General features: G+C 48.0%; 12 protein-coding genes and 1 pseudogene. 9 read left to right on the forward strand and 4 right to left on the reverse strand.

What is annotated here, in order from left to right:
• Positions 1–359: 359 nt before the first annotated feature.
• On the forward strand, positions 360–7,619 hold the full coding sequence (locus B9Y58_RS03195) for a tandem-95 repeat protein (protein ID WP_143154636.1): 7,260 nt from the start codon (positions 360–362) through the stop codon (positions 7,617–7,619).
• Between the two features lie 155 nt (positions 7,620–7,774).
• Here B9Y58_RS03195 and B9Y58_RS03200 read toward each other — a convergent pair whose 3' ends face one another.
• On the reverse strand, positions 7,775–9,046 hold the full coding sequence (locus B9Y58_RS03200; RefSeq protein WP_073054154.1) for a THUMP domain-containing class I SAM-dependent RNA methyltransferase: 1,272 nt from the start codon (positions 9,044–9,046) through the stop codon (positions 7,775–7,777).
• An 82-nt stretch (positions 9,047–9,128) separates the two neighbouring features.
• On the opposite strand from B9Y58_RS03200, the pseudogene B9Y58_RS15115 reads away from it, so the two are divergent.
• Both B9Y58_RS15115 and B9Y58_RS03205 read left to right on the forward strand, forming a co-directional pair.
• Positions 9,129–9,626: pseudogene (locus tag B9Y58_RS15115) on the forward strand (DUF2062 domain-containing protein); the annotation flags it as partial.
• Positions 9,627–9,725: 99 nt separating this feature from the next.
• Positions 9,726–10,970, forward strand: a complete 1,245-nt coding sequence (locus B9Y58_RS03205) for a DUF1015 domain-containing protein (RefSeq protein ID WP_369827940.1) — start codon at positions 9,726–9,728, stop codon at positions 10,968–10,970.
• 132 nt (positions 10,971–11,102) lie between these two features.
• On the opposite strand, the gene B9Y58_RS03210 is transcribed toward B9Y58_RS03205, so the two are convergent.
• Both B9Y58_RS03210 and lepA read right to left on the reverse strand, forming a co-directional pair.
• Positions 11,103–12,122, reverse strand: a complete 1,020-nt coding sequence (locus B9Y58_RS03210; RefSeq protein ID WP_143154637.1) for a S26 family signal peptidase — start codon at positions 12,120–12,122, stop codon at positions 11,103–11,105.
• Between the two features lie 85 nt (positions 12,123–12,207).
• Complete coding sequence (lepA, locus tag B9Y58_RS03215; protein ID WP_073054161.1) at positions 12,208–14,028, reverse strand: translation elongation factor 4; 1,821 nt, start codon at positions 14,026–14,028, stop codon at positions 12,208–12,210.
• A 144-nt stretch (positions 14,029–14,172) separates the two neighbouring features.
• Between lepA and B9Y58_RS03220 the strand changes: the two genes are divergently transcribed.
• Together B9Y58_RS03220 and B9Y58_RS14715 are read left to right on the forward strand one after the other, a co-directional pair.
• Complete coding sequence (locus B9Y58_RS03220; RefSeq protein ID WP_083532219.1) at positions 14,173–14,712, forward strand: peptidylprolyl isomerase; 540 nt, start codon at positions 14,173–14,175, stop codon at positions 14,710–14,712.
• Between the two features lie 3 nt (positions 14,713–14,715).
• Positions 14,716–15,789: a hypothetical protein gene (locus tag B9Y58_RS14715; protein ID WP_199220936.1), complete on the forward strand. Its 1,074-nt coding sequence runs from the start codon at positions 14,716–14,718 to the stop codon at positions 15,787–15,789.
• A gap of 106 nt (positions 15,790–15,895) precedes the next feature.
• Here the strand turns inward: B9Y58_RS14715 and lexA are convergent, their stop codons facing one another.
• Positions 15,896–16,546 carry a transcriptional repressor LexA gene (gene lexA / locus B9Y58_RS03230; protein ID WP_073054163.1) on the reverse strand — a complete coding sequence of 217 codons (651 nt, stop codon included), beginning with the start codon at positions 16,544–16,546 and terminating at the stop codon, positions 15,896–15,898.
• Between the two features lie 218 nt (positions 16,547–16,764).
• On the opposite strand from lexA, the gene B9Y58_RS03235 reads away from it, so the two are divergent.
• From B9Y58_RS03235 to B9Y58_RS03245, 4 genes are all read left to right on the forward strand, one after another.
• Positions 16,765–17,469 (forward strand): Rpn family recombination-promoting nuclease/putative transposase, encoded by a 705-nt coding sequence (locus tag B9Y58_RS03235; protein WP_073054166.1) that lies wholly within the window; start codon positions 16,765–16,767, stop codon positions 17,467–17,469.
• 11 nt (positions 17,470–17,480) lie between these two features.
• Complete coding sequence (locus B9Y58_RS03240; RefSeq protein ID WP_143154638.1) at positions 17,481–17,762, forward strand: hypothetical protein; 282 nt, start codon at positions 17,481–17,483, stop codon at positions 17,760–17,762.
• Positions 17,763–17,830: 68 nt separating this feature from the next.
• Positions 17,831–17,953 (forward strand): hypothetical protein, encoded by a 123-nt coding sequence (locus B9Y58_RS15020; RefSeq protein ID WP_255370604.1) that lies wholly within the window; start codon positions 17,831–17,833, stop codon positions 17,951–17,953.
• 339 nt (positions 17,954–18,292) lie between these two features.
• Positions 18,293–26,281, forward strand: a complete 7,989-nt coding sequence (locus B9Y58_RS03245; RefSeq protein ID WP_109639652.1) for an InlB B-repeat-containing protein — start codon at positions 18,293–18,295, stop codon at positions 26,279–26,281.

The following is a 26,281-nucleotide window of genomic DNA, read 5'->3' on the forward strand; positions in this document are numbered from 1 at the left end:
GAATACTTTTGGAACTTTTTGTTCCGGCTGAATGTAAATTTTTTGTAAAATCTGGAAATAACCTTTGAAAAGCAAAAAAATTTGGGGGACCTTCCGAAGACAGAATTTTGGATGGCTTTCCGTATGTCGTTGAGTATCAATGACTTACGTTAGCGAATTGCCTAAATTTGCTTAAAAACGGCAATTTGTTGGTTATTCAAAGTTTACTTTTTGGGGATTTTTTTCGAAATTGTGCGTTTCATCACGTTTAAAAACGTTATATTTGACCTCGTAAAATCGCGCCCGGACTAGCGGGGGCGGTACGTTTTTTGTGAAAGCAAAAGGTGTAATTGGAAGAAGAAATTTATGGGAGATCATAAATGAAACGAAAAAATTGGTCTGTAGCTGCCCTATTGGCGTCAGTCAGTATTTTGGCATCTGTAGGTATTGCTCAGGAAGAAAATAGTGCTCCTTCGGTTATGGGTATTCCTGGCGAATCCATAGACGAAGGCAAAAAGTTTGCTCCGATTAAGTTGGACAAGTATGTTTCTGACGAGGACAAGGCTGAAAAAATCAAGTGGTCCGTGTCTGGAAACAAGCAACTCAAGGTGTCCATTTCGCCCGATCGCGTAGCAACGATTGAAATCCCGAATAAGTACTGGAACGGCTCTGAAGATATCACCTTTATCGCAACCGACACCAAGGGTGCCTCGGGTTCCGAAACGATCAACTTTAGTGTTGAATCCGTGAACAACCCGCCTGAAGTCAAGCAGATTCCTGACCAGACGATTGATGAAGGTAAGTCTTTCACAAAGATCAAACTCGATGATTTCGTAACCGACCCGGACCATCCGAAGAACCAGATTTTGTGGGAATTCGACATCCAACCGGTGGGCAAGGATCAGGCTGAAGGCGACCTGAATGTGGAAATCGATCCGAACCGCGTCGCCTCCGTGATTATCCCGGACCCGAACTGGTACGGTTCCGCCAAGATCAAGTTTACGGCCACCGATGGTGAATATGCTAGCGCTTCTACGTCCGCCAATTTCGTGGTGAAGCCCATTAACGACGCTCCGGTCATCAAGAAGATTCCTGACCAGACCATCGAAGAAAAGAACGAGTTCGAATCCATTAGCCTTTCTGACTTCGTGACCGATGTCGATGACGATGTCATGAAGCTCAAATGGAGCATTTCGGGCAACAAGGACCTCAAGTTCGATATCGACAAGTACGGTTCTGCAAACATCAAGATCCCGAATGAATTCTGGAATGGCTCTGAAACCGTGACCTTCACGGCAACCGACGCTGCCGGTGCTTCTGCCAAGGCTACGGCCAAGTTCACCGTCAAGTCCGTGAACGATGCTCCTGAATTTGTGCAGGACGTCCAGGACCAGACGATCGAAGAAAAGCAGGAATTCAAGCCCATCGAACTGGACAAGCTGGTCAAGGATCCCGACCATCCTTTCGAACAACTTAAGTGGTCTGTTTCCGGTAACAAGGATCTTGCTGTGAACATTGCCGGCAAGACCGCTACCATTAAGATCCCGTCCAAGATGTGGAACGGTTCTGAATCGATCAAGTTCAAGGTTTGCGACCCGGCTGGCGCTTGCGCCGAATCCGAAAACAGCTTCACGGTGAACTCCGTGAACGACGTGCCGCAGCTCGTGAAGCAGATTCCGAATCAGAACATCGACGAAAAGAAGACCTTCGCTAAGATCAAGCTCGATGAATACGTGAAGGACGCCGACCACAAGAATTCCGAACTCTCTTGGGAAGCTGACGTGAAGCACCAGGGCAAGGAACCGCAGTCTGGTACTTTGTCTGTAAACATCGGTGACGACCACGTTGCTTCTATCGAAATTCCGGACCCGAGTTGGAATGGTACCGCTGTGGCAACCTTTACCGTGACTGACCCGGAAGGTGCTTCTGCCAAGCAGCAGGTGACATTTACTGTCAAGTCCATCAACGATATTCCTGTGTTCAAGAAGATTCCGGACCAGGCTATCGAAGAAAAGAATGAATTCTCTTCTGTCATGCTTGATGACTATCTCTCCGATGCCGACCACGATCTCTCCCAGTTGAAAATCGACATCGCAGGTAACAAGGACATCAAGGTTAACCTGAACAACAAGACTCGCGAAATTTCTTTCAAGACTCCGTCCGAACTTTGGAACGGTTCCGAAACCATTACCCTTACTGCTACGGACCCTGAAGGTGGCAAGGCTTCTACTTCGTTCAAGCTCGCTATCAAGTCTATTAACGACCCGCCGTCCATGAAGGATATTGCTGAACAGACCATTAAGGAAAAGGGCTCCTTTAAGCCGGTTGAACTCGACAAGTATGTCGAAGACCTTGACCACTCCAAGGACAAGCTCAAGTGGACTGTTACGGGTAACCGCGAACTCAAGGTTTCCCTCGATGGCCGCGTGATGAAGGTGACTCCGCCTAGCCCGCAGTGGAACGGTTCTGAAACGCTCACCATTAAGGTGACAGACCCTGAAGGCGCTACGGATGAACGCTCTGTCGCTTACACGGTCGAATCCGTGAACGACATTCCGGAATTCACGAAGCAGGTCGCTCCGCAGACTATCAAGGAAAAGGAACAGTTCAAGCCGATCAAACTCGGCGAAATGGTTCGTGACCTCGATAACAAGCTTTCTGATCTTCAGTTCACTGTCGACGTGAAGTCCGCTAGCGGCAAGAACGCTGGCCTCACGGTTGAAATCGATGCCCAGCATGTGGCCAACATCAAGATTCCGAACAAGTACTGGAACGGTGCTGACGAAATCACCTTCACGGTCACTGACCCTGAAGGCGCCAAGGCAACTTCCAAGGCTCTCTTCACGGTGCAGTCTGTAAACGACGTGCCGACCCTGAAGAAGATTCCTGACCAGATGATTGAAGAAAAGCACGAATTTGCTTCTATCAAGCTCACGGACTACGCTTCTGATCCGGACCACAAGTTCGAACAGCTCAAGTGGACTGTCTCTGGCAACAAGCAGCTCAAGATTGATATTGCCGACGGCGTTGCTACCATCAAGATGCCTGCCAAGAACTGGAACGGTTCTGAAAAGGTGACCTTCACAGTAACCGACCCGGAAGGCGCTTCCGCCAAGTCTGACGCCGTGTTCACGGTGAAGTCCATCAACGACGCTCCGGTCATGAAGGATATTGCAAACCAGACCATCAAGGAAAAGGGCGAATTCAAGCCTATCGAACTTGACAAGTTTGTGAGCGACGAAGACCACGACAACTCCAAACTCAAGTGGACTGTTTCTGGTAACAAGGACCTGAAGGTCGTGATCGACCCGAAGCATGTTGCTACCATTACGACTCCGAACAAGTACTGGAACGGTACTGAAAAGATTACCTTCACGGTCACTGACCCGGAAGGCGCCTCTGACAAGCGTACGGTGACCTTCAAGGTTGAATCCGTCAACGATATTCCTGAATTCGTGAAGCCGATCAAGGATCAGAGCATTCCTGAAAAGCGTGAATTCGCTATCATCAACTTGAACGACATCGTTAAGGATGCTGACCACAAGCTCGATCAGCTCACTTGGAACTTCGACGTGAAGCCGGCCAAGGGTGCTCCGAAGGGTTACACCCCGAAGCTGAAGGTGTCGGTTGATGGCCAGCGCATGGCCAAGATCGTTATTCCGGACAAGTATTGGAACGGTTCTGAAGAAATTACCTTCCGTGTGGAAGACCCGGATGGCGGCAAGGCTCATTGCACTGCAACCTTTACCGTGCAGTCCGTGAATGATGCTCCGACCATCGGCAAGATTGATGACCAGAATGTCAAGGAAAAGGAAACCTTCAAGTCCTTCAACCTGAAGCAGCTCATCAAGGATCCTGATCATCCGTATGGCCGTCTCAAGATCGACGTCTCTGGCAACAAAGACCTCAAGGTCAATATCGACAACGACGGCGATGTTTCTATCAAGGCTCCGAGCCCGCTCTGGAACGGTAACGAAAAGATCACCTTCACGGTGACCGACCCGGAAGGTGCTTCTGCCAAGGCTACGGCTTCTTACTCCGTGACCTCTATTAACGACCCGCCGGTCATGAAGGACATTGCTAACCAGACCATCAAGGAAAAGGGTAGCTTCAAGTCTATCGCTCTCGACAACTATGTCGAAGACCTTGACCACCCGAAGGCCAAGCTCAAGTGGAAGATCGAAGGCGCCAAGGAACTCAAGGTTGCCATGGACGCCAGCCACAACGTGTCTGTAACTCCGCCGAACCCGCACTGGCATGGTTCTGAAACGGTGAAGTTCACGGTGACCGACCCGGAAGGTGCAACGGATAGCCGTTCCGTGACATTCACGGTGGAATCGGTGAACGATGCTCCGCAGTTCGTTCGCGAACTCAAGGACCAGTCCATCGACGAAAAGAGACAGTTCCAGCAGATCAAGCTCGACGATCTCGTGAAGGACCCGGACCACAAGAATTCCGAACTCAAGTGGACTTTCGATGTGAAGGCTAAGTCTGCCGCTGCTCCTGCTGCCAAGGGCAAGAAGGGTGCACCTGCTGCTGAACCTGCTAGCAACAAGCCTGGTCTGAGTGTTAAGGTTGACCATAACCATGTTGCTACCATTGCTATTCCTGACAAGTACTGGAACGGTGCTGCCGACATTACCTTCACGGTCACTGACCCGGAAGGTGCAAAGGCATCCAAGACCGCTCATTATGAAGTTCGTTCTATCAACGACCCGCCGGTTATTTCTTCTAGCGCTCCGCGTGGTGAATCCATCCGCGAAAATGGCGTGTTCAGAACAATCGACCTCACGAATCTTGCTTCTGATCCGGATCACAAGGCTTCGCAGCTCAAGTGGTCTGTCTCTGGCAACAAGTTCCTCAAGGTGAACATGCTCAAGGACAACACCGTGAAGGTGTCTGTGCCTGATCCGCAGTGGAACGGCAAGGAAACGGTGACCTTCACCGTGACTGACCCGGAAGGCGCTTCTGCCAACCACAAGATGCTCTTCGAAGTGTCTCGCGTGAACGATCCTCCTGTCATCTCCAAGAAGATTCCTGACCAGAAGATCAAGGAAAAGGAACTCTTCAAGCAGATCAAGCTTGATGAATACGTGAAGGACCCGGATAACAAGCCGAGCGAACTGAAGTGGACCGTTTCTGGCAACCGTCAGCTCAAGGCTGAAATTTCTCCGAGCCGCGTGCTTACCGTTTCTGCTCCGGATAAGAACTTCTGGTGCGCTCCGGAAACCATGGTCCTCATCGTGAAGGACCCGGATGGTGCCGAATCTTCTCAGACGATTACCTACGAAATTACCTCTGTGAACGACGCTCCGGTACTCAAGAATATTCCGGACCAGAGAATCAAGGAAAAGGGTACGTTCAAGGAAATCGACCTGAACAAGTTCGTGCACGATCCTGACCACAAGCTTTCTGAACTCACTTGGTCCGTCAAGGTTGCCAAGGTGGGTGCCGCTCCTGCTCCGAAGCCGGCTAAGAAGCATGCCAAGAAGGGTAAGAAGGGCAAGGATGAAAAGGCTGAAGAACCGGCACCTGTTCCGGTTGACGAATTCCAGATTGAAATCGATAGCCGTAACATTGCTCGCGTGAAGATTGACAACAAGTACTGGAATGGTGAACGCAACGTGACCTTCACTGTGAAGGATCCGGAAGGCGCTTCCGATTCCAAGACCGTGAACTTCAAGGTTGAATCCGTGAACGACGCTCCGGAAATCAAGCCAATCGCTATCCAGAGCATCCAGGAAAAGGAACACTTCAAGCCGCTCGATCTGTCTCAGTTCATTTCTGATCCGGATCATCCGCTCTCCGCTTTGAAGATTGAAGTTGCTCCGGCCCGTTCTCTCAAGGCCTTCGTGAATGCCAAGAAGGAACTCGTCGTTACGACTCCGGACAAGTTCTGGAGCGGTACCGAAAAGATCAAGATCGACGTGTATGACCCGGAAGGCGCTCGTGCATCTCAGCAGATTACATACGAAGTGACTCCGGTGAACGACCCGCCGGTCGTGAAGCACATCGCTGGCCAGAGAGTCAAGGAAAAGGAACGCTTCGAAATTGTGGACCTCTCCAAGGTTGCTGAAGACCCGGATAACAAGCCGAACGAACTTCGCTGGACTGTTACTGGCAATAAGGACCTGAAGGTCGATATCAAGGGTAGCCGTGCCCAGATCCTGACTCCGAACCCGAACTGGTTCGGTAAGGAAACCCTCACCTTTACGGTGAAGGATATCGCCGGAGCCTCTGCTTCTACGCAGGCTACCTTCGAAGTGGTTGCCGTAAACGATCCTCCGACTCTCAAGCCGGTGCAGCCGTTCGTGATCGAAGAAAAGAAGACCTTCGCTCCATTCGACTTCAGCAAGGTCGTAAGCGACCCGGATAACAAGCTCGACGAACTCGTGTGGACACTCGACAACGAAGTCCCGGCTCTTAAGGGTAAGAAGGCTGGTAGAAACGGTCCGGCCGTGAAGCATGAAATCAACTTCTCTATTGACGAGAAGGGCGTACTCCGTGCTGAAACTCCGAACCCGTACTGGAACGGTATGGAAGTCGTGACCGTGAACGTGTTTGACCCGGCTGGCGAAAGCGCCTCTGTTCAGGTGAAGTACACGGTGAAGCCCGTGAACGACCCGCCGATCGTGAAGGAAATTCCTGGCCAGGAAACCCTGCAGGGCACTACCTTCAAGCCGATTAAGCTTGACAACTATGTGTCTGACCCTGACCATAAGGTTAACGAAATCCGTTGGGGCGTGACTGGCGCCAAGAACCTCGCTGTGCAGATTAACGGCAACCGCGAAGCTATCGTGAAGCCGAAGAAGCCGGATTGGTTCGGTGACGAAACCCTCATCTTCACTGCTAAGGACCCGGCCGGTGCCTCCGATAAGGCTATGGTGAAGTTCGTGGTGAAGCATGTGAATGCCGCTCCGATTATGCGCGATATTCCTGACCACACCATTAAGGAAGACGACAACAACGGTGTGATCGCCGTGATCAAGCTCGACCAGTTTGCTCGCGATAAGGACAATCGCTTCGATGAACTCAAGTGGACCTTCACTGGCAACAAGTTCTTGACCGTGAAGTATGACAAGTTCAAGAAGACCGCTACGGTTGCCCAGCCGCACCCGAACTGGAACGGCAAGCCGGAAAAGATCACCTTCACGGTGACTGACCCGGATGGCGCCAAGGCTTCTAAGTCTGCTCTCTTCACTGTGATTGCCGTGAATGACGCTCCTGTGGCTAACGCCCAGACTTACATGACTCAGGAAGGCGAAGAACTCAAGGTTAGCGCTTCCGAAGGTCTGATGTCCGGTGTGGTTGACCCGGATGGCGAAAAGCCGGTGTCTGTACAGCTGGTGATGAAGCCGCGCAACGGTAAAATCAATCTGAACGAACGTGACGGTTCCTTCACCTACATGCCGAATAAGGGCTTCAGCGGTCTTGATGAATTCAGCTTCAAGGTTCGTGACCCGGCCGGTCTCGCTTCTCAGGTGACTACTGCCGAAGTGAATGTTTCCTTCAAGATGAAGGATCTCCGCGGTGGTGAAAAGAAGGCTGAAAAGAAGCCTGAAGTCAAGGATGAACCGAAGGAAGACGAAGCTGCAGCTCCGGCTAAGGCAGGCAAGAAGAAACGCCGCAAGAGAAAGTAAAATTTTGAAGTAAGCGTCGCATAGCTTCGTTCTCGGACTCTCGCTGTACGATTTGTACAGCTTCGGTCCTGCGGCCTTGCTCTGCTTGCTTCTTTCAAAATTTATGATTGAAAAATCCCGCTCGATGAGCGGGATTTTTTGTTGAGAGAAAATCTCTAGAGGCTTGCGATGAATGTGTTCAGGCTGAAGCCGCCGTGGCTTGTGGCAATGCACTTGGCTTTTACGTTGCGGCTGGGCGATAAGTCGGGGCATTCATGCAGCAGGTTTGCGGTGCAGGTGTAATGCGTGCCAGGGCGGCTGTCGTCTTTAGGTGCAAGGATTGCGACGGTAAGGGGCTTGCCTAGCTGCTTGAGGGCGCGGGCGAGTTCGGCGAGTCGGCGCCCGATGCGTGTGTAAAGCTTGGGAGCGTCAAAGTCAAGGCGTTTACCGTAGGGCGGATTCAGTACAATTATCGGGACTGTTTCGTCTGGGCAGGCTTCGGCGATTTCATGGGCCGTGTAGCAGAAGAAATCCTTGACTTGCGGCGTAACTGGAACTTGATCGATGCTTGCAAGAGGTGTGCTGGCTACATTGTGCTGAATGATTTCGACAGCCTTGGGTAAAATGTCGCTTGTAATGATTTTAAAGACGTTTCTACGTTCTTGTTTCGACTTTATGATAAAATTCCACGTCGCCTCTTTGAAGGCGGGCTGGTGCTTCAGGGCGAAATCTCGGCATTTACCTGGAATGAGGCTGTTTGCCATGTAGGCTGCTTCTAGACTGAAGGTGCCGCTGCCTGCCATAAGGTCTAGTAGACAGAAGGATTCCGACGGTAGGCATTGGGTTGCCTCGAGAATCATGGCGGCGGCAATGGTTTCTTTGAGTGGGGCGTCATTTACGAATCGTTCGTGGCCGCGCTTGTAAAGTTCCTCGCCGGCAAGGTCCAGCCAAATGGTGCAGCGATCGTCAAGGAAGTTTACATACAAATGATGCGAACCGCTGCGCAATAAGTGGTCGAGGGGAAGAACCTCTTCAATGACATTCTGCAGACGTTCTGCAATGGCGTCGCTGTGGTACAGGCGCGAATGTTTGCAGGATACATGTATGTTGATTCGTTTTTCGTCTAGGAACAGTTCCCAAGGGATTTCGGCGGCTTTCTTTTCGAGTTCGCGGAAATTTTCCGCCTTGAAGTCGGCAAGATGGATGAGTACGCGGTTTGCGACGCGGCTGTAGGCGACAGCCTTCCAAGCCTCGGTAATTTTGGCGGAAAATTCGACTTTCCCGTCGCCGGTCACGTGCGGCGCACATTCGTCGTCCAGAAACTCAAGCCCGAATAGCGACAGCTCGTAAGCGAGCGTAGCCTCGAAACCGAGGGGGGCAATAGCCAAAAAACGGTGCGGCTTTCCGATGATTTGCCGCTTGAGGCGCTTTTCAAGGTTTTCTTTCACGTCGTGTTATTTCGGGTTTCTATTTGGACAGGAATATAGGAATATAGAAAAATTAATTAAACTTTACTATATTTGGCTCGCAATGATTCATTTTAAGCATAAGCGTATCGACAAGTCCGAGTCCAAGTACAAGAGACTGAGTCGTATTTATTATAACCGCATGTTCCCCAAGCGCCAGGACGCCCTGAAGGTGGCGTGGTCAGTTGCCGCCGGCGTGTTTATTGGAATTTGGCCCACTATCGGCATAGCGATTATCCTCACGGTGGCCTTTTGTGCCTTGTTCAGGCTTCCGAAGGTGCCTGGGATTGTTGCTTCTTTCGTAGCTAACCCTCTTACCCAGTTCGGATTCTTTTACCCCACGGGTTACGCTATCGGATGCAAAATTTTAAACCCCGAAAAGATCAATTTCGACTTCCTTTCGGAATTCGAAGGCCTTTCGTTCAAGAACTGCATTTCCGTGATTTCGCACTTGTGGCACGATGCCGCAGGGCATTTGGCGGCATTTATGGTCGGAATTACGATTGTGGCTGCCATTGGCGGTGCAATCTTCTTTTTCCTGGCCTATTTTATTGTAAATTATCGCAAGAAAAAGTGGCTGGATGCAAAGACAAGCTACATCCAGAGCTTGATTGCTGAAGACGAAGCTTTAATTAAAGCAGCACACAAAGGAAAACACCCTATGATGCACATTTATCCGTTCAAGGCGCTGCGCCCGGTGAATCCGGCCGAAGCCGAAACGATTTCCGCCCTCCCATACGACGTGATGAACCGCGCCGAAGCAAAGGCCATGGCCGAAGGGCTCCCGCATTCCTACCTGCGCGTGACTCGTGCGGAACTGGAACTCCCTGATTCCGTGGATGCCTACGACCCGAAGGTCTATGCGCATGCTCGCGAAAACCTGGACAAGATGATTGCCGACGGTGTGATCGCTTACGACAAGAAGCCTTGCCTCTATGTTTACCGCCAGACGATGAACGGTCGCGAACAGTACGGCCTCGTCTGCTGCGTTCCCGCTGCCGACTATTTTAACGGCATTATCAAGAAGCACGAATTGACTCGCGCCGACAAGGAAGAAGACAGACTCCGCCATGTGCTCGCCACCAACGCCAACACCGGTCCGGTGTTCCTGACTTACCGTGACCAGGGTCAGTTCGACGTGTTCGGTGCCGTGACCAAGCGCAAGCCCGTGTATGACTTTGTGAGCAAGGGCGACGGCTTTGGTCATACCGTGTGGATTATCGACGATGACGCCGAAATCGAAGCCATCCGCAAGTCCTTCGAAGCCGTTCCGGTGAGCTACATTGCCGACGGTCACCACAGGAGCGCCGCCGGTGCTCGTGCCGCCAGCTACCGCGCCGAACAGAACCCGAACAACACCGGTGACGAAGAATACAACCGTTTCCTCGCCATCCTCTTCCCGAGCACCCAGCTCAAGATCCTCGACTACAACCGCGTACTCAAGGACTTGAACGGTCGCACTCCGGAACAGCTCATGGACGAAATGAAGAAGGTGTTCGATATCGTTGCCCTCGACAAGATGCAGAGTCCGGCAAAACAGAATCAGGTGAACTTCTATATGGGTGGCAAGTGGTATGCCTGCACGTTCAAGGCTGAATACCTCAAGAACCTCGGCCCGGTCGACAGCCTCGACGTGGCTCTTCTCCAGAAGCTTATCTTGAAGCCGCTCTTCGATATCGACGACCCGCGTACGTCAAAGCGCATCGACTTTGTCGGTGGCATCCGCGGTCTCGGCGAACTCGTGAAGCGTGTGGATAGCGGTGAATGCGCCTGCGCCTTCGCTATGTATCCGACGACTCTGGATCAGCTGATGAACATCGCCGACGCTGGCGAAATCATGCCGCCGAAGAGCACCTGGTTTGAACCGAAGCTCCGCGACGGTCTCCTGGTTCACTCGCTGGACTAATCGATCGGTAATAGAAATTCAAAAGGTCGCGATAATATCGCGACCTTTTTATACTGTATGGAAGTATTTTAATTGCCCACACGGATTGGGAATCATATATAATTTTGCGTTAGCAAAATCAAATCCGTGTGGCTAATCTTCTTCTTCCGGAGCTAAAAGTGAAAGGGCATAGTCCAAAGCGCGATTTGCGTAACGCTGAATGGGGTAGATGACTTTGACTTTGATTCGGTCAGGCCATTCTAGGTAGCGCCCGATAAAGTCGTTATGCGTAAAGAAGCCGAGCTCGCGGGAATCGGGGCAGCTGGAGCCCTTGATGCATGTCATGTAATAGCAGTCTTCTTCGATGACAATCATGTTCAATGGTTCGTCCAGGAATTGTTCCGGTTCTTCTTTTGCAGGTGCCGGTTTTGCAGGGGCGATAATCGTGTCGGCCTTTACTACTTTGTTGGAATCAAAGTGTGCGACTTTGACGGAATCGCCCGCGGTAGAATCTGCAGAAGACGTGTGCGGGGGAGAGAGTTCAAGTTTGGCTGGCTTTAAGCGGAATAGTTCACGCTTGATTTTGATGGGAGCGTTGCCCGGTTCGGCTTGGCGAATCTGAAGCTCAATCAGGTAGCGGTCCTGCCACGGCAAGAAGTCAACTTCTTTAAGGCTCACCTGACGGTTTGCAATCTTGGTCGCACCCACGCGGTCAATGTTGATTTCGCGGTCGCCCTGCCAGAGCGTCGACTTGATGGCAATCTTTTCGCCATGGGTATGCAGGTAAGCCAGAATATAGTCTTGCTCCACTTCGTTCAATTTGTCAAAATAAAGCGTGTCGCCGGCCTTGGGGACGTAAATGGTCTTGCTCTGGATAAATGCGTCTTCACCTTTCCATTTGAAATTGCGGTGCGGAGTACGCACATGACCTTTGTCGGTGATTTCGATGGAATCGCCCGGCATGGCAAGAACCTTGCGCACCATGGTCTCGCCGCTTTTGAGCGTAAGCCATACGATGTCTTGATCCTTGACTTGTGTTAGGCACTGGGGGAGTTTGCACATCCAGTGAATGGACTGCTCCTTGAACTTGGGTGTCATCGACGCATCCATAATCTTGACGGGCGCAATGGCGTAAATGCGAGCGACAAAAGAGACTCCAACTACAATCAGCAAGAACAGGAACAACAGAAAGACATGACTCTGCGAATTCTTTCGCTGAAGCCTTTTAACCTTTCTGGAAAGTCCTGACAAGAACAAATTAATCTCCGTTGTTGGTGGAGTTGTCGGAGAGCGAAAGCACGGCGAGGAACGCCTTCTGCGGCACTTCCACCGAGCCGATGCTCTTCATGCGCTTCTTACCTTCCTTCTGCTTTTCAAGGAGCTTGCGCTTACGGGTAATGTCGCCGCCGTAGCACTTGGCAAGCACGTCCTTACGTACGGCCTTCACGGTCGAACGGCTAATGATCTTGCCGCCAATGGCACCTTGAATAGCCACGTCGAACTGCTGGCGTGGAATAAGGTCCTTAAGCTTCACGCAGATGGCGTTGGCGTAAGTGTGTGCCTTGTCTTTGTGGATAATCACCGAGAAGGCGTCCACCGGGTCGCCGTTCAAGAGGATGTCAAGCTTCACCAAGTTGTTGCGTCTGTATTCGCTCGGGGCATAGTCGAGGCCTGCATAGCCGCGGCTTACGGACTTGAGGCGGTCGTAGAAGTCAAACATGATTTCGGCGAGAGGCAGGTTATACTTGAGGATCACCTTTTCTTCGTCGAGGTATTCCATCGTTTCGAATTCGCCGCGCTTCTCTTCGCAAAGCGTCATGAGCGCTCCCACGAATTCCTTGGGCGTGAATATTTGCGCCTTCACGTAGGGTTCTTCGATGTGGTCGTAGCGGCTCGCGTCCGGGAGCTTGGAGGGGCTTTCGATCTTCACCATCGTGCCGTCGCTCATGTATACGTGGTATTCCACGTTCGGCACCGTCGTGATGATGTCCACGTTGAATTCGCGGTCCAGGCGCTCCTGCACGATTTCCATATGCAACAGTCCAAGGAACCCTGTGCGGAAACCGAAGCCGAGTGCTTCGGAGGTTTCCGGTTCCCAGCTGATGGCGGAGTCGTTCAGGCGGAGTTTTTCCAAAGCTTCGCGCAAGTCCTTGTAGTCTTCCGGGTTGATGGGGTAGATGCCGGAATAGATCATCGGCAGAATGTCCTTGTAGCCCGGAAGCGGTTCTGCAGCAGGGTTCGCCGAATCGGTGAGCGTGTCGCCGATTTTCACGTCGCTAATGGTTTTCACGTTTGCGAGCACATAGCCCACCATGCCTTCCGAAAGTTCGGGTCGCGGGTCGCGGTGCATACTGAAGGTTCCGACTTCGGTCACCATGTATTCGCCGCCGGTCTTCATCATGCGGATTTTCATGCCCGCCTTCAGTGTGCCTTCCACAATGCGAATGTAGTTGATCACGCCGCGGTAGGAATCGTACACGGAGTCAAAAATCAAAGCCTTGAGCGGATTGCCCGTATCGCCTTTGGGGGCCGGGATTTCGTCGACAATTTTGTCGAGAACCTGGTCCACGTTTAGGCCGGTCTTTGCAGAAATGCGCGGAATTTTGTCGGGGTCGTAACCGAGCAAGTCGCCTACGAGCTGAGCCACATGGTCTGGCTGTGCGCCCGGCAGGTCCACCTTGTTGAGCACCGGGATAATTTCCAGGTCGTTTTCGAGAGCGAGATAGAGGTTCGAAAGCGTCTGGGCTTCGATACCCTGGCTTGCGTCCACCACCAGAATGGCACCTTCGCAGGCGGCGAGCGAGCGGCTGACTTCGTAGGTGAAGTCCACATGCCCCGGTGTATCGATCATGTTCAGAATGTATTCCTTGCCATCTTTTTCGTACACCATGCGAATGGCGTGCGCCTTGATGGTAATGCCGCGTTCGCGTTCAAGGTCCATGTCGTCCAAGAGCTGGTTCGTCATTTCGTTCTTCGAAACGGTCTTGGTCAGTTCAATCATGCGGTCGGCAAGAGTCGATTTACCGTGGTCGATATGGGCGATAATGCTGAAATTTCTAATGTTGTCGTTTTGCGGCATAATTACGATAAGATTATCTGGTGAAATTACCGGGTGAATCCTGCTATTTTTCGGGCTAAATATAGAAAATGCGCAATGGACTTTGACAAAAAAAGCTATATTAACAATATAAATCAAAGATGTGCACCATCAATCATGGTTGATATGAAAAGACCTCTAGTTTTTGTTGCCCTTGTTTCTGCTCTTGTACTTGGCTTCTTCAGTTTTGGATTTGCCGAAGGAAAAGTGTTCAACAAGGATTACTCCGGTATTAAGTCTATTGAAGCAACAATTGAAACTCATGAAGGCAAAATTGTATTGGCGCTTGATTTCAAGTCCGCTCCCAACACGGTTGCGAATTTTGTGGAGCTCGCGAACAAGGGCTTTTACAACGGTTTGACTTTTCATCGTGTTATTCCTGGCTTCATGATTCAGGGTGGCGACCCCGACGGCAATGGCACGGGCGGTCCCGGCTATACCATCGATGACGAAATCAGCTCTTTGAAGCACGAAGCCGGCGTTATCTCGATGGCCAACCGAGGCCCGAATACGAACGGTTCGCAGTTCTTTATCACGCAGACGCCGCAGCACCATCTAGATGGCAAGCACACGGTGTTCGGTAAGGTTCTCGAAGGCGAAGATGTCGTTTGCCGTATTGAACCCAATGATAAAATTATTAACATCACTATCGTGGAAAAGAAGTAATCTATGAGTTCTAAGAAAGTATCGTCCAAGGCTCCGGCAAAGAAACCCGCAGCAAAGCCTGCCAAGAAGGCCGCTCCGGCAAAGCCCGCCAAGGCCCCTGCTAAAGTAGTGAAAAAGGCTGCTCCGGCCAAGCCTGCAAAGGCTCCGGCCAAGAAGGCTGCTCCGGCAAAACCGGCTCCGAAGGCCCCGGCCAAGAAGGCCGCTCCGGCAAAGCCTGCAAAGGCTCCTGCCAAGAAGGCCGCTCCGGCAAAACCGGCTCCGAAGGCTCCGGCCAAGAAGGCTGCTCCGGCTAAACCCGCTCCGAAGGCGAAGGACTCTAAGAAGACTGCAGCTAAGGCCGCTCCTGCAAAGGCCCCGGCCAAGAAGGTCGCTCCGAAGCCCGCTCCGGTTAAGGCAGCAAAGCCTGCCAAGGTTCAGCCCAAGCAGGTCGAAAAGCCCGAAGTGAAACCCGATGTCAAGGCTGACAAGGCTCCGAAGGCTGTCAAGGCAAAGAACACCAAGCCGGTCGAAGTTATCGAAAACGTCGAACAGCCTGTTGAAACTCCGGTTGTCGAAAAGAAGTCCAAGAATGCTCCGGACTACGCCTACGCAGTGCTTCTCCAGGGTGTCAAGCGCCTTTCCAAGACCATCATGTTCGTGAAGGTCGACGAATCCGAAGACCGTTCCAACAAGAAGAAAATGTCCAGCGATGTCAAGAACCTTGACATGAAGCCGACCTCTGCGATCCGCCACAAGTCGTCCCTTGCCGAAGAAACGCAGGAAGAACTGACGGAACGTATTCTCAAGGAACTCGAAGAACAGAACAAGATGTTCGAACGCGAAGCTGCCACGCAGATGTGCACGCGTTGCAACCGCAACCTCGTGTCTCCGGAATTCTGGGTCGACAAGCACCTCGGCTTCTGCGAAGAATGTGCCGCTATCCTCAAGCTCGGTCAGTCCAAGGAAGCCCGCAAGGTGGAATACCAGCTCGGTGCCATGGACGGCGACTCCCTGGATGAAGAAGATGACGATATTATCGGACCGGACGCAGACGACTTGAAGGAAGCTGAAGAAGATCTCGCCGAAATGGAAGATTAATCCTTTTCGGACAAAGTCAGAAATTAAAAATCCGCTCCCGGTTCGACCGAGGGCGGATTTCTTTTATAAGCGAGTTTTTCGAACCCGGCGAGCGGGCTTGCTACGGCTAGTTCACCTTGCGCATGACGCCGATGAGCTTGCCGGCGATGGAGAAGTGCTTGTCCTTCTTGACGATGATCGGGCGGTAGCGCGGGTTGGCCGGACGCAGTTCGATATGGTCTGCGGCGGGGTGGTAATACTTGACGGTCGCTTCGTTGTCGACCTGGGCCACGATGATTTCGCCGCGGTCGGCCGTCTTTTGCTGGCGGGCGAAAATGAGGTCGCCGTCGAGAATGCCGGCGTTGATCATGGAGTCGCCCTTGACGCGGAGCGCGAAGACGTCAGAACGGCAAGCGAGAAAATCTCGGTCAATTGTGACCGTGCCTTCGAGGTTCTGCACGGCAAGAATCGGCGTACCGGCAGCGACGCGGCCCACGATAGGAATTTCAATAGTATTGGTCGGTGCTTCGGCACCTTCGTTATTGCCGCTGTCGACGACTTCGATACCGCGGCTAAGTCTGGGGGAGCGGTTGATGTAGCCCTTCTTGATGAGGGCGGCGAGGATGGAACGGACGCCGTTTGTCGAAGAAATCTCGAAATGGTTGCCGATTTCGCGAACCGTAGGCGGCATGCGGTTTTCCTTGGAATACTTCTTGATGTATTCCAGGATCTCTTCTTGACGGGTGGTTAGCTCCTTGCGTTTGCTGTTGTTTTCCATGTATAAACCTCGCTTTAATAAATTACATACACAAATATAATGCACAATTGGGCAATTGTCAATAGGTTCACTGCACAAAATTTCATTATTTTACAATTGAGGACAAGAGAATGGGGTGGTTTTGAACCTTTTTTCCAAAAATAGCGTGTTATATAATGGAGCCTTCCGAAAAAGTTTAGGGTTCCATAAAAGACTACACTCTATTTAAAGGAAAAAATATGACCAAAAAGAAGAATAATTTTTGCCGTGCACATGATCCTTTTTTCCGTTGGCTGTTCGCTGATGTCAATCGCCTTAGGCTTTTGCTGGGGTTCGCAGGCAAGGTGGATCGTGATGTGGGCGAGTTTCTGTCGTCCGTGAATCTTGATACACTGGAGCGCATTCCGGATTCGTATTCCGAGGTTGATGAAACAGGAGATGCAGATTTGGCGTTCCGCGTCAACGTGTTGACTGGTGCACCCGTATTGGTGGGGATTATGGTGGAACATAAGTCGGGGCGCGATCCTGATACGATTAACCAGATTGCGCGCTATGTGCGCTCTGTGATGAAAATTCATCAGGAAAATCGCGTTTTTGACGGCCTCCCGACGATGGCGATTATCTTCTATAACGGACGTGAAAATTGGAATCCGCTCAAGAACCTTGAAGATGGTTACCCTGAATTCTTCCATGGCCGCGTGCTTCCATTTGCGTGCTCGTTCGTGAACATGGCAGACGTTCCTGACAGTGATTGCCTTGCTTGCGAAGATGTCGCGACGGGTATGGGCGTTACCGCAATGAAGTACGCGTTCAACAAGGAAAATCTGCGTTTGAAATTGTTGCTGTTCAAGGAATCTTTCCAGAAATTGTCGAAGAACGAAGGTTCTTTGCTTCTGGAAAAATTAATGTATATTTACGAGAGTACGTCGACGAAGATTTTTTGAAGGAGTTGGAAATGGCTTTCAAAAGTGTTGGACAGAAATACGGCTTTGTGAGCGCCGGTGATGTTTTCCGCCAGAAACTTGCTGCTGCGGAACAAAAAGTTGTTGCAGCGGAACAAAAGGTTGCTGCTGCACAGCAAGAAGCTGCTGATGCACAACGAAAGGTTGCCGTGGCTCGCCAGGAAACAGAAGCTGATACGGTGACCGTTTTGCGTGAAATGGGGCTTTCTGAAGAACAGATTGCCCAAGCTCAGGCTAAGTTGGAAGCCCTTCAGCAAAGTCGTCTTGCGAAATAAGGTTTGTAAAACATGTCTTTTTAAAGGAATCCAGTCCAAAAGGGCTGGATTTTTCTATTATTTCGTATATGGAAAAGAAAAAAGAATACACCGCCCCGAAGATGACTATACATAATCTTAATGCACAAATTGTTCTTTTGCAGGCAAGTCAACCGGATGCGGGCGATGTGTCGAATACCGAATTTGACTAATTAAGTTGTCTAATAAAAAAAATTAGAGGCTCCTTGATGCGTTCAAGGGGTCTTTTTTGTGGGGAAAAGGCGATTTTGTTTAATATTTTGCTGATAAAATATTTTTTACAAATAACGTATCTTATTGTCTATAAATGACTTTTGTATTTCGTTGTTTGTAATTTGTGTGTTTAAATTGACAAAAAGAACAGATTTTTGTAACTTTCGCCGCATGTTTGTGATTTTTGTCACACTTTTTTGGCGGTTAGTTGTCTCTGAGTTACAGGAGAGAACTGGCTCATTTTATGCAAAAATCGCAATAAAAAGACACTCCACACATAAAAATAAAGAAGGCTTAGCATGAAAAAGGGTTTTCATGTGTTTTTGTTCGTTTTGTTCGCCGTATTGATGAGTCAGTCGGCGTGGGCTGATATTGTTTCGACGAATGGAGCTGGAGTCAATGTTCCTTGCTCGGGTAGCTTATCGGTTTACGTTGATGATAAAGTGACTTACTTCTATGTTTATGATGATGGTGGCGTAAGTGGAAATTATAGCAATAACTGTCGTGGTTATTTGTCTATTACAGCTCCTAACGGTAAAGCTCTTAAGGTCGAAACATACAATTATATGGATATTGAGAATAATCGCGATACACTGCGAATCCTCAATTCAAAATATATGCACACAGATTTGACTGGTTATTATCTTGAGAGTATGCTCGAAACGCGCTCCCCGGGTACTTTTGATCCGCTTTATACTACAGGAACGGGCATGGCTATTCAATTTGCTTCAGATGGAAGTATCACGAATAGCGGATTTGTTCTTAAAGTTTCTGTGGTTTCGCTTTATTCAGTAAATTTATCTTCGTCATCAATGCATATTTGGGATCCATATCTTATTAATAGCGTACGCGTTGGTTATGATGATTATAGTGCTTTTGCTGCAGGTGCAAAAGTTTCTCTCTATGATAGACCTTTAGGTACAGGTTCTTTCTTGACGTCACTCAAGGTGAAGGATGCTAGTGGAAATTTGTTGCCTTTTAAGGAGGCAAAGATGGTCGGTGACGGCTATGGTGGAGATTCTCTGCAGTTTACGATGCCTTCGAGCAATGTTACGGTTTCGCCGACTTATACTGATTTAAACAATCTTTCTTCTGTCGATATGTTGTGCAGAACGGCAACATTGAATATTCCAAGCAGCATAAGTTCTTTTAAAATTTATGACAATGGCGGATCGTCTGAAAATTATACGAATAATTGCGATGCATATTTAACTTTGAAGGCTCCGGCTGGTTTTAAAATAAAACTTATAGGAACAGTGAATACGGAAAATGGATCGCAAGTTTGGGATTATTTGAAAATCTATAATGGGTCCACTTTGACCGACGCGAATCTTTTAGGGTATAAGTACAGTACAACAAGTGGCGTAGATGAAAATATAGGGACTGTTACGAGTTCTGGAAATGTCATGACTCTTTGGTTTCATTCAGACAATACTAATACATATTCTGGTTTGAATCTTACTGCATCGCTTATTCCGCAAACCTTCTCCATTTCTAAGGCTTCTTATTCGAATGGTTCGGTAACGGTTGTTTCTTCTGCGAATGTGAGTTCCTCGGTAACGATTACGGCTACTCCAAATACAAACTATTTACTGAAAAGTCTTACTGTTACGACTGCATCTGGAACGAATATTCCATTAACAAAGGGTTCCGGCAATACATGGACGTTCACAATGCCGGGTGAAAACGTGACGATTAAGCCGGTATTTGCGAAGGATACTTATACCATTACTTATAAAACAGCTTCGGGTGGAAGTGTTTCGGGAGCGACTTCAGCAAAGGTGGGCAATACTGTTTCCGTGACAGCGACCCCTTCGAACAGTTCCTATCTTTTAAAGGATATTAACGTTGTTTCTTCTGAAAACGAGACTGTGGATGTAACAAGCGTAAAATGGTATAATAATACATCTACTTTTACCATGCCATATGGTAATGTGACTGTTACGCCTGTATTTACTAATGATTTGAGTGCCGATGGCGGCCTTTACATCGACATGCCCAAGACGGGAACTGTCTCTGCGAGCATCCCGGCTAGCGTCAAGTCGTTCAAGGTGTATGACGACGGAGGCAAGAGCGGTAGCTATAGCAACAATGCGAATGGAACACTTTATTTGACTGTTCCTGATGGTTATATTCTGCTTTTGACGGGAAATATCAATACTAATAACAGCTCCGATTATTTGCAGATATATAATGGTTCAAGTACTTCTAATGCAGATAGCTTGTTAGGGACAAAATCGGGTAAATCAACTTGCAAATTTTATAGTAAAGCTAGACGAATGGCCCTTAAGTTTGTTTCCGATGGCTCATATAATTCATCTGGTTTGGATTTGACAGTGACTCTTGTTAAACTTAATTTGGATTTGGCAAATGATGGAACCACAAATTTCGTGAATATGGTCTATCAGCACAAGGCAACACTCATTGTTCCTGCTAATGTTTCATCTTTCAAAATATATGATGAAGGTGGTAAATCTGGTGCATACAGCTATAATAATAGGGATACACTCGTTCTTATAGCTCCTCAAAACCATGTATTAAAATTGACGGGCAGCGTGACAACTGCTTTTTCTGGAGATACTTTAGAAGTCTATTCAGGCTCCACAATTAATTCTAGCAATCTTTTGGGCAAAAAACGCAGTACATCAAGCGGCACTTCTCTCAATATTGGAAAAATGGTTAGTCTTGGTCGGTATATGACGCTCTATTTTGAGTCTGATGCCTCTGGCGCATATTCTGGTCTTGATTTGAATGTGGAGGTTGTTAACGACGAGTATAACATTACGATTTTTAATGCAGAAGGTGGCGTGGTAACTGTAGCTGGTGGCAAAACCACTGCAAAGATCGGTTCTGAAGTTCTGTTGAATGTGACGAATTTATCGGCTGGATATCTGCTGAGTGACATTGATATTGTGGATGATGAAGGTGATACGGTAAAAATCACTAGTGGGGGTAATTTTGCAAATCCTTCCGTGAAATTTATTATGCCTGCAGGCCCAGTCACAGTCACACCTCATTTCACGAAGGACTGGAATGTTGCAGGAAATCTTTACATTAATATGCCGACAAGCGTAAATGAGGCTTTCTCGATTCCTTCTGGCGTACAATCGTTCAAGGTTTATGACGATGGAGGCAAGAATGGTAATTACAGCAATAACTATGAGCATTCCTTGCGTCTGACACCTCCAAGTGGCTATTTCCTGCAGTTGGAAGGTTCTATAAGCATGTATGATTTCAATGATTATTTGACGGTCAAGGATTATGCAGATGGAAGAATCCTTTTGGATAAAGGTCGATATGTAAGCGGAAAATTGAATGCAGAATCAATGTGGCTTACATTCCATTCTGATGCAAGCGGGAGTAGTTCTGGTTTGGATTTGACTGTAACTGTTGTTCCTAAAAAGACTGTTTCTGTGAATACCGCTTCGGGTGGAATGATTCAGCCTTCCTCGAATGTTGCTACTCCGGGTTCTACAGTTACCTTGACGGCAACAATGGATAGTGAATTTTATTTTGAGTCTGTTGACATACGAGATGCTGAAAATAAAAAGATTAGCTATAGCTTGGATTATCCATGGTATTCAAGCAATACGTCGGCGACAATAACTTTCACCATGCCGAATAGTGATGTCTCGGTGACTCCAAAATTTACCAATAAACCGACTGCTGAAAAAATGCTGGCTATTAACATTCCTGCATCTGGAACACAATCGATAACTATTCCTGCAGCGGTCAAGTCGTTCAAAATTTATGACGATGGCGGTAAAGATGGAAATTATAGCAATAATAATAATGGAACACTTGCTTTGACTGCTCCTTCGGGGTATATTTTTGAACTTACTGGATCTATAAAGACGAATATCACAAACCAGGTTGAAAATTCTTCGGACTGCCTTGAATGGCAGTCGGGTTATGATGTTGCTGTATGTGGTTCCTATAACCATTGGTATACAAATACATGTGATGTTGAGGATAACTTGAATGTATATGATGGTTCAAGTGTTTCTGCCACTCCGCTTATGCAGGGAAAATACGGATGTGTCAATACAACTGCATCGTGGCGCTGCAACGTAGATTATAACTTTAAATTGCGATGCGACGCACATGACTATGTTAATTCTGCATGGTATTCTATTGGAAAAATCATGAGCAGCAACAATAAAATGACTCTGAACTTTAAGTCGGGAGCTAACGGAACTGCAGGCGGCCTTGATTTGACCGTTGTGTTACGTAAAATCAACACAAATGAGTTGGATGCTGATGATGACGGTAATCAATATGTGAATATGGTTTTGTCGAAAAAGGCTACGGTCAATATACCGTCTGGAACAACATCATTCAAAATATATGATGATGGCGGTAAGAATGGTGCTTACAGCAATAATAATGCGGACACGCTTGTATTGAAAGCTCCTGTAGGAAGTATTATTGAACTGACTGGAAGCATAAATACAAATATCAAAAAAACAGAAGAAAAATGGAATTGCATTACTTGGGCAACGGGTTATGATGTTGCTGTATGTGAACACTCGAGTCATTGGTATGCCAATACATGTGATGAAGGGGATAACCTGAGTGTATATGATGGTTCATCGACTTCTGCATCGAAGCTTTTGAATGAAAAATACGGATGTAGCGCAACCAGCAGTAGCTGGTCCTGCAGATTGGGAATATCTTGGTCTAGTCAGAACTGTGGTGCTCATAGTAATGTTTCATGGCTTTCTGTTGGAACACTTCGTAGTACCGGTAATACAATGACGCTTGTGTTTAATTCAAATTCGAGCGGAAATTCTGATGGTCTTGATTTGACAGCGAAAGTCATCATGCTTGACTATGCCATTCAGATAAAGAACGCTACAAATGGAAGCATGATGGCTACAAAAACATCAAAACTTCATGCTGGCGATACAGTATCTTTAATTGCAGCGCCTAATAGCGGGTATTTGCTGAAAGATGTTGTTGCCAAAGATTTGTCTGGCAATACCGTTAAAGTCTCGCAGTATTCGTTTAGCGTTTCTGAATTAGTCATGCCGGCAAAGGATTTGGTTATAACTCCGACATTTACGAATGATCTTACCGCCGCAGGTGGCCTACACCTTGATATGCGGAAGAATAAGAATTTTGACGCAAGTTTTACTGAGGGTGTTAAATCTTTCAAGGTCTATGATAATGGCGGCAAGAATGGTGTTTATGAGGCTAATAGTAATGATACCTTGACTCTTGCGGCTCCTAATGGATATCGCTTGAAACTAACAGGCTCGGCGATTATGGAAAATGGCTACGAATACCTGTATGTCTATGATGGAGAAAATACCAAAGCGCAGAGTTTGCTTACAATAACCGGTTCTGCAAATAGCAATAATCCGACTTATACTACAAATATTAGCGCCATTACGAGCTCTGGCCGTCATATGACTTTGCGCTTTAAGTCGGATGGAACTCAACATTATGCAGGTTTGGATCTGACCGTTACGCTTGAAAAGATTGATTATTCTATTACGCTTAATCAGGCTACTGGTGGTACGCTCTCTAGCGATGTGGAAAAGGCTACGAATGGAGCGAAAGTTTCTCTAAATGGAACTCCGGTTTCGGGATATAGGTTGAGTGAAGCCACTTACGTCAATGCTAGTGGTCTTGGAGTTGTTGCTCTGATGCATTCTTTTGATCAAGCTGTATTCACAATGCCTGCAAGTAATGTAAATGTTTATCCTACATGGACAACTAATTTGACTGCTGAAGGCGGAATCCATCTCGATATGCCAAGGAATGTCAATGCGAATGTAAGTATTCCTTCCGATATTAAATCGTTTAATTTGTACGATAATGGTGGTAAGAGTGGTAAATATGAAAACTCTAGTAATGACGTTTTGACTCTTAACGCTCCTAGAGGACACCATCTTGTCGTGACGGGCTCCATTGTATTGCAAAAGGGGAGTGACTCTCTCTACATTTATGATGGAAAAAATACAAGTGCAACCAAATTGTTTGGTGGAACAAGTACGACAAATGGCTCGACATATGCTATCAACACTATAACAAGTTCTGGTGAAAGTCTGACATTCCGTTTCAAGTCGGATGGTTCGACAACTTATTCAGGCCTAAACTTGAAGGTGTCTGTTGAATTGACAACCTATGGTATAGCAATTGCTGATGCCGCAAATGGTCGTGTTTCGAGTGACAAAACCAAGGCTGCCAAGGATTCTATTGTCAATCTTTCCTGGCTCTATACGACAGGCTATTTAATCAGGGATATTGATGTTAGGGATGCCTCCAATAACAAAATTAGTGTCAATGGTGGCTGGTATTCGGGAGCCAGGGCTAACTTCACTATGCCGGGAAGCTCCGTAATCGTTACACCGAGCTTTACGAAAAACTTGACCGCAATGGGTACTGATGGCCTCTATATCAATATGCCAGCAACGGGAAAGATTAACGCCGAAATTCCAGCAAATGTGAAGTCGTTCAAGGTGTATGATGACGGTGGTAAGGACAATGATTACAGCCTTAATTGCAGCGGAACTCTCGTGCTGACAGCGCCCGAGGGCTATGTCCTTGAACTGAGTGGAAAATTGGTTACCGAGAATCCGTATTCTGAGACGAAAATTTATGATTATTTGAGCGTATATGATGGTGCCGATAAAAATGCCAATATTGTGCGTAATCAGATTACAGGAACAGCAAGTGTTGAAACGGTTCGGAGTTCGGGTCGTAATTTGACCTTGTTCTTCTATTCCGATGTAAGTACTGTAAAGGACGGTCTTGACTTGACAGTATCGCTTGTTCGTTTGACAATCGATGTTGCTGAGGTCACGGGCGGTATTATGACTAGCGATAAGAATTTTGCTTCTCCAGGAGAAATAGTCTCTTTAACAGCATCCGCTGAAGATGGCTATTTGTTCGATGGCGTCTCTGTCGAGGATGAAGATGGAAATGCAATTGCCTTGGACAAGGATATCCATTGGTATTCCAATGTTGCAGAAAAGGTAATCACGTTCTCGATGCCGGCAAATTCTGTGACTGTTACACCGAAGTTCTCTGCGATCAATGATCTCTATGTGAAGGTACCGACAAGTGGAACGACTGACGTCTGTGTGCCAGAAAACGTGACCTCGTTCAAGGTGTATGATGATGGCGGCAAGGATGAAAATTATAGTCACAATATTCACGGCAAGCTTAACATTACTAGCGCAAATAGTGCAAATTTGGGCTCGATAAAAGTGTCAGGAACCGTTGCGACTCGCAAAGGTGATAAACTTTCTCTTTCCGCCCATATGGTTCTTGTTGGAAAAGCTTTCTACACTTACGAAGGCTCTGCAGATGGCAAACCTGTAGATATTGGTACCTATACCAATACGGCATATCTGCTGGTTGATTTTGAGTCTGGAGAAACTGATAATGCGGCCGGTCTTGATTTGACAGTCGAGATGGAAAAGCCTGTTTCTGAAGGAGGCTCTGTTGCGGTTGTTTTCGATGACGCCCATCTTTGGACAGAGTCTGAAAAGATTCATAAGCTGGCTATGGTTACTGATGGAGACAAGGGTGCTTCTCTGAACATACTTGAAGATATTGATGTGGATTCGGTTTATTTCGCTCGTGAATTCACGACGGGAATTTACTCTACGATAGTTTTCCCGGCCGAATTTAAGGCTGATAGCCTAACGGGCGTTCAGAAGGTGCTTCGCTTTAACGGCTTCAAGCAGAAAGATGATGGAACTTGGGTTGTCCGTATGAAACGATTCTGGACATTGGATTCTATTGGTCGCGATATTGATGTCAATGCGAATACGCCTTACTTGGTTGTGATGGACGTTCCCAAAATGGTTGTCCGTGGTGGCGTGACACTGAGAAAGACTGTTGAACCCATCGCGATGGCCGAAGACTGTAACTGGAAATTCATTGGAACGCTTTCTTATCAGGAATGGCCCGAAGGAAATCCTCTTGTCTATGGATTTAAGGACAATCAGTTTGTGAAAGCTGGTGCGAATGTGAGCGTTAAACCTCTGCGAGCATACTTGTTGAAGCCTGAGCCGAAGCAGGCTAGCGGAAGGCCGAGCCTGAATGGCTTCTCACACGCATACGAGTACATTGCCCCGATAGATAATCCTGACGAAATCGATATCGTTGAAGACGATGACGAAGTCGGCGAGAATACCACCGTTATTGGACGCTTCAATACGAGTACAGGCGAATTCAGGATGTTGCCCAGCTATGACATCAAGGGCCGCAAGCTGAATGGCAAGCCCAATGTACACAAAGCTTATTATGGTAAAAAAGTTATAAGGAAATAG

It is taken from the genome of Fibrobacter sp. UWB15, from assembly GCF_900177705.1.
Lineage (GTDB): Bacteria > Fibrobacterota > Fibrobacteria > Fibrobacterales > Fibrobacteraceae > Fibrobacter.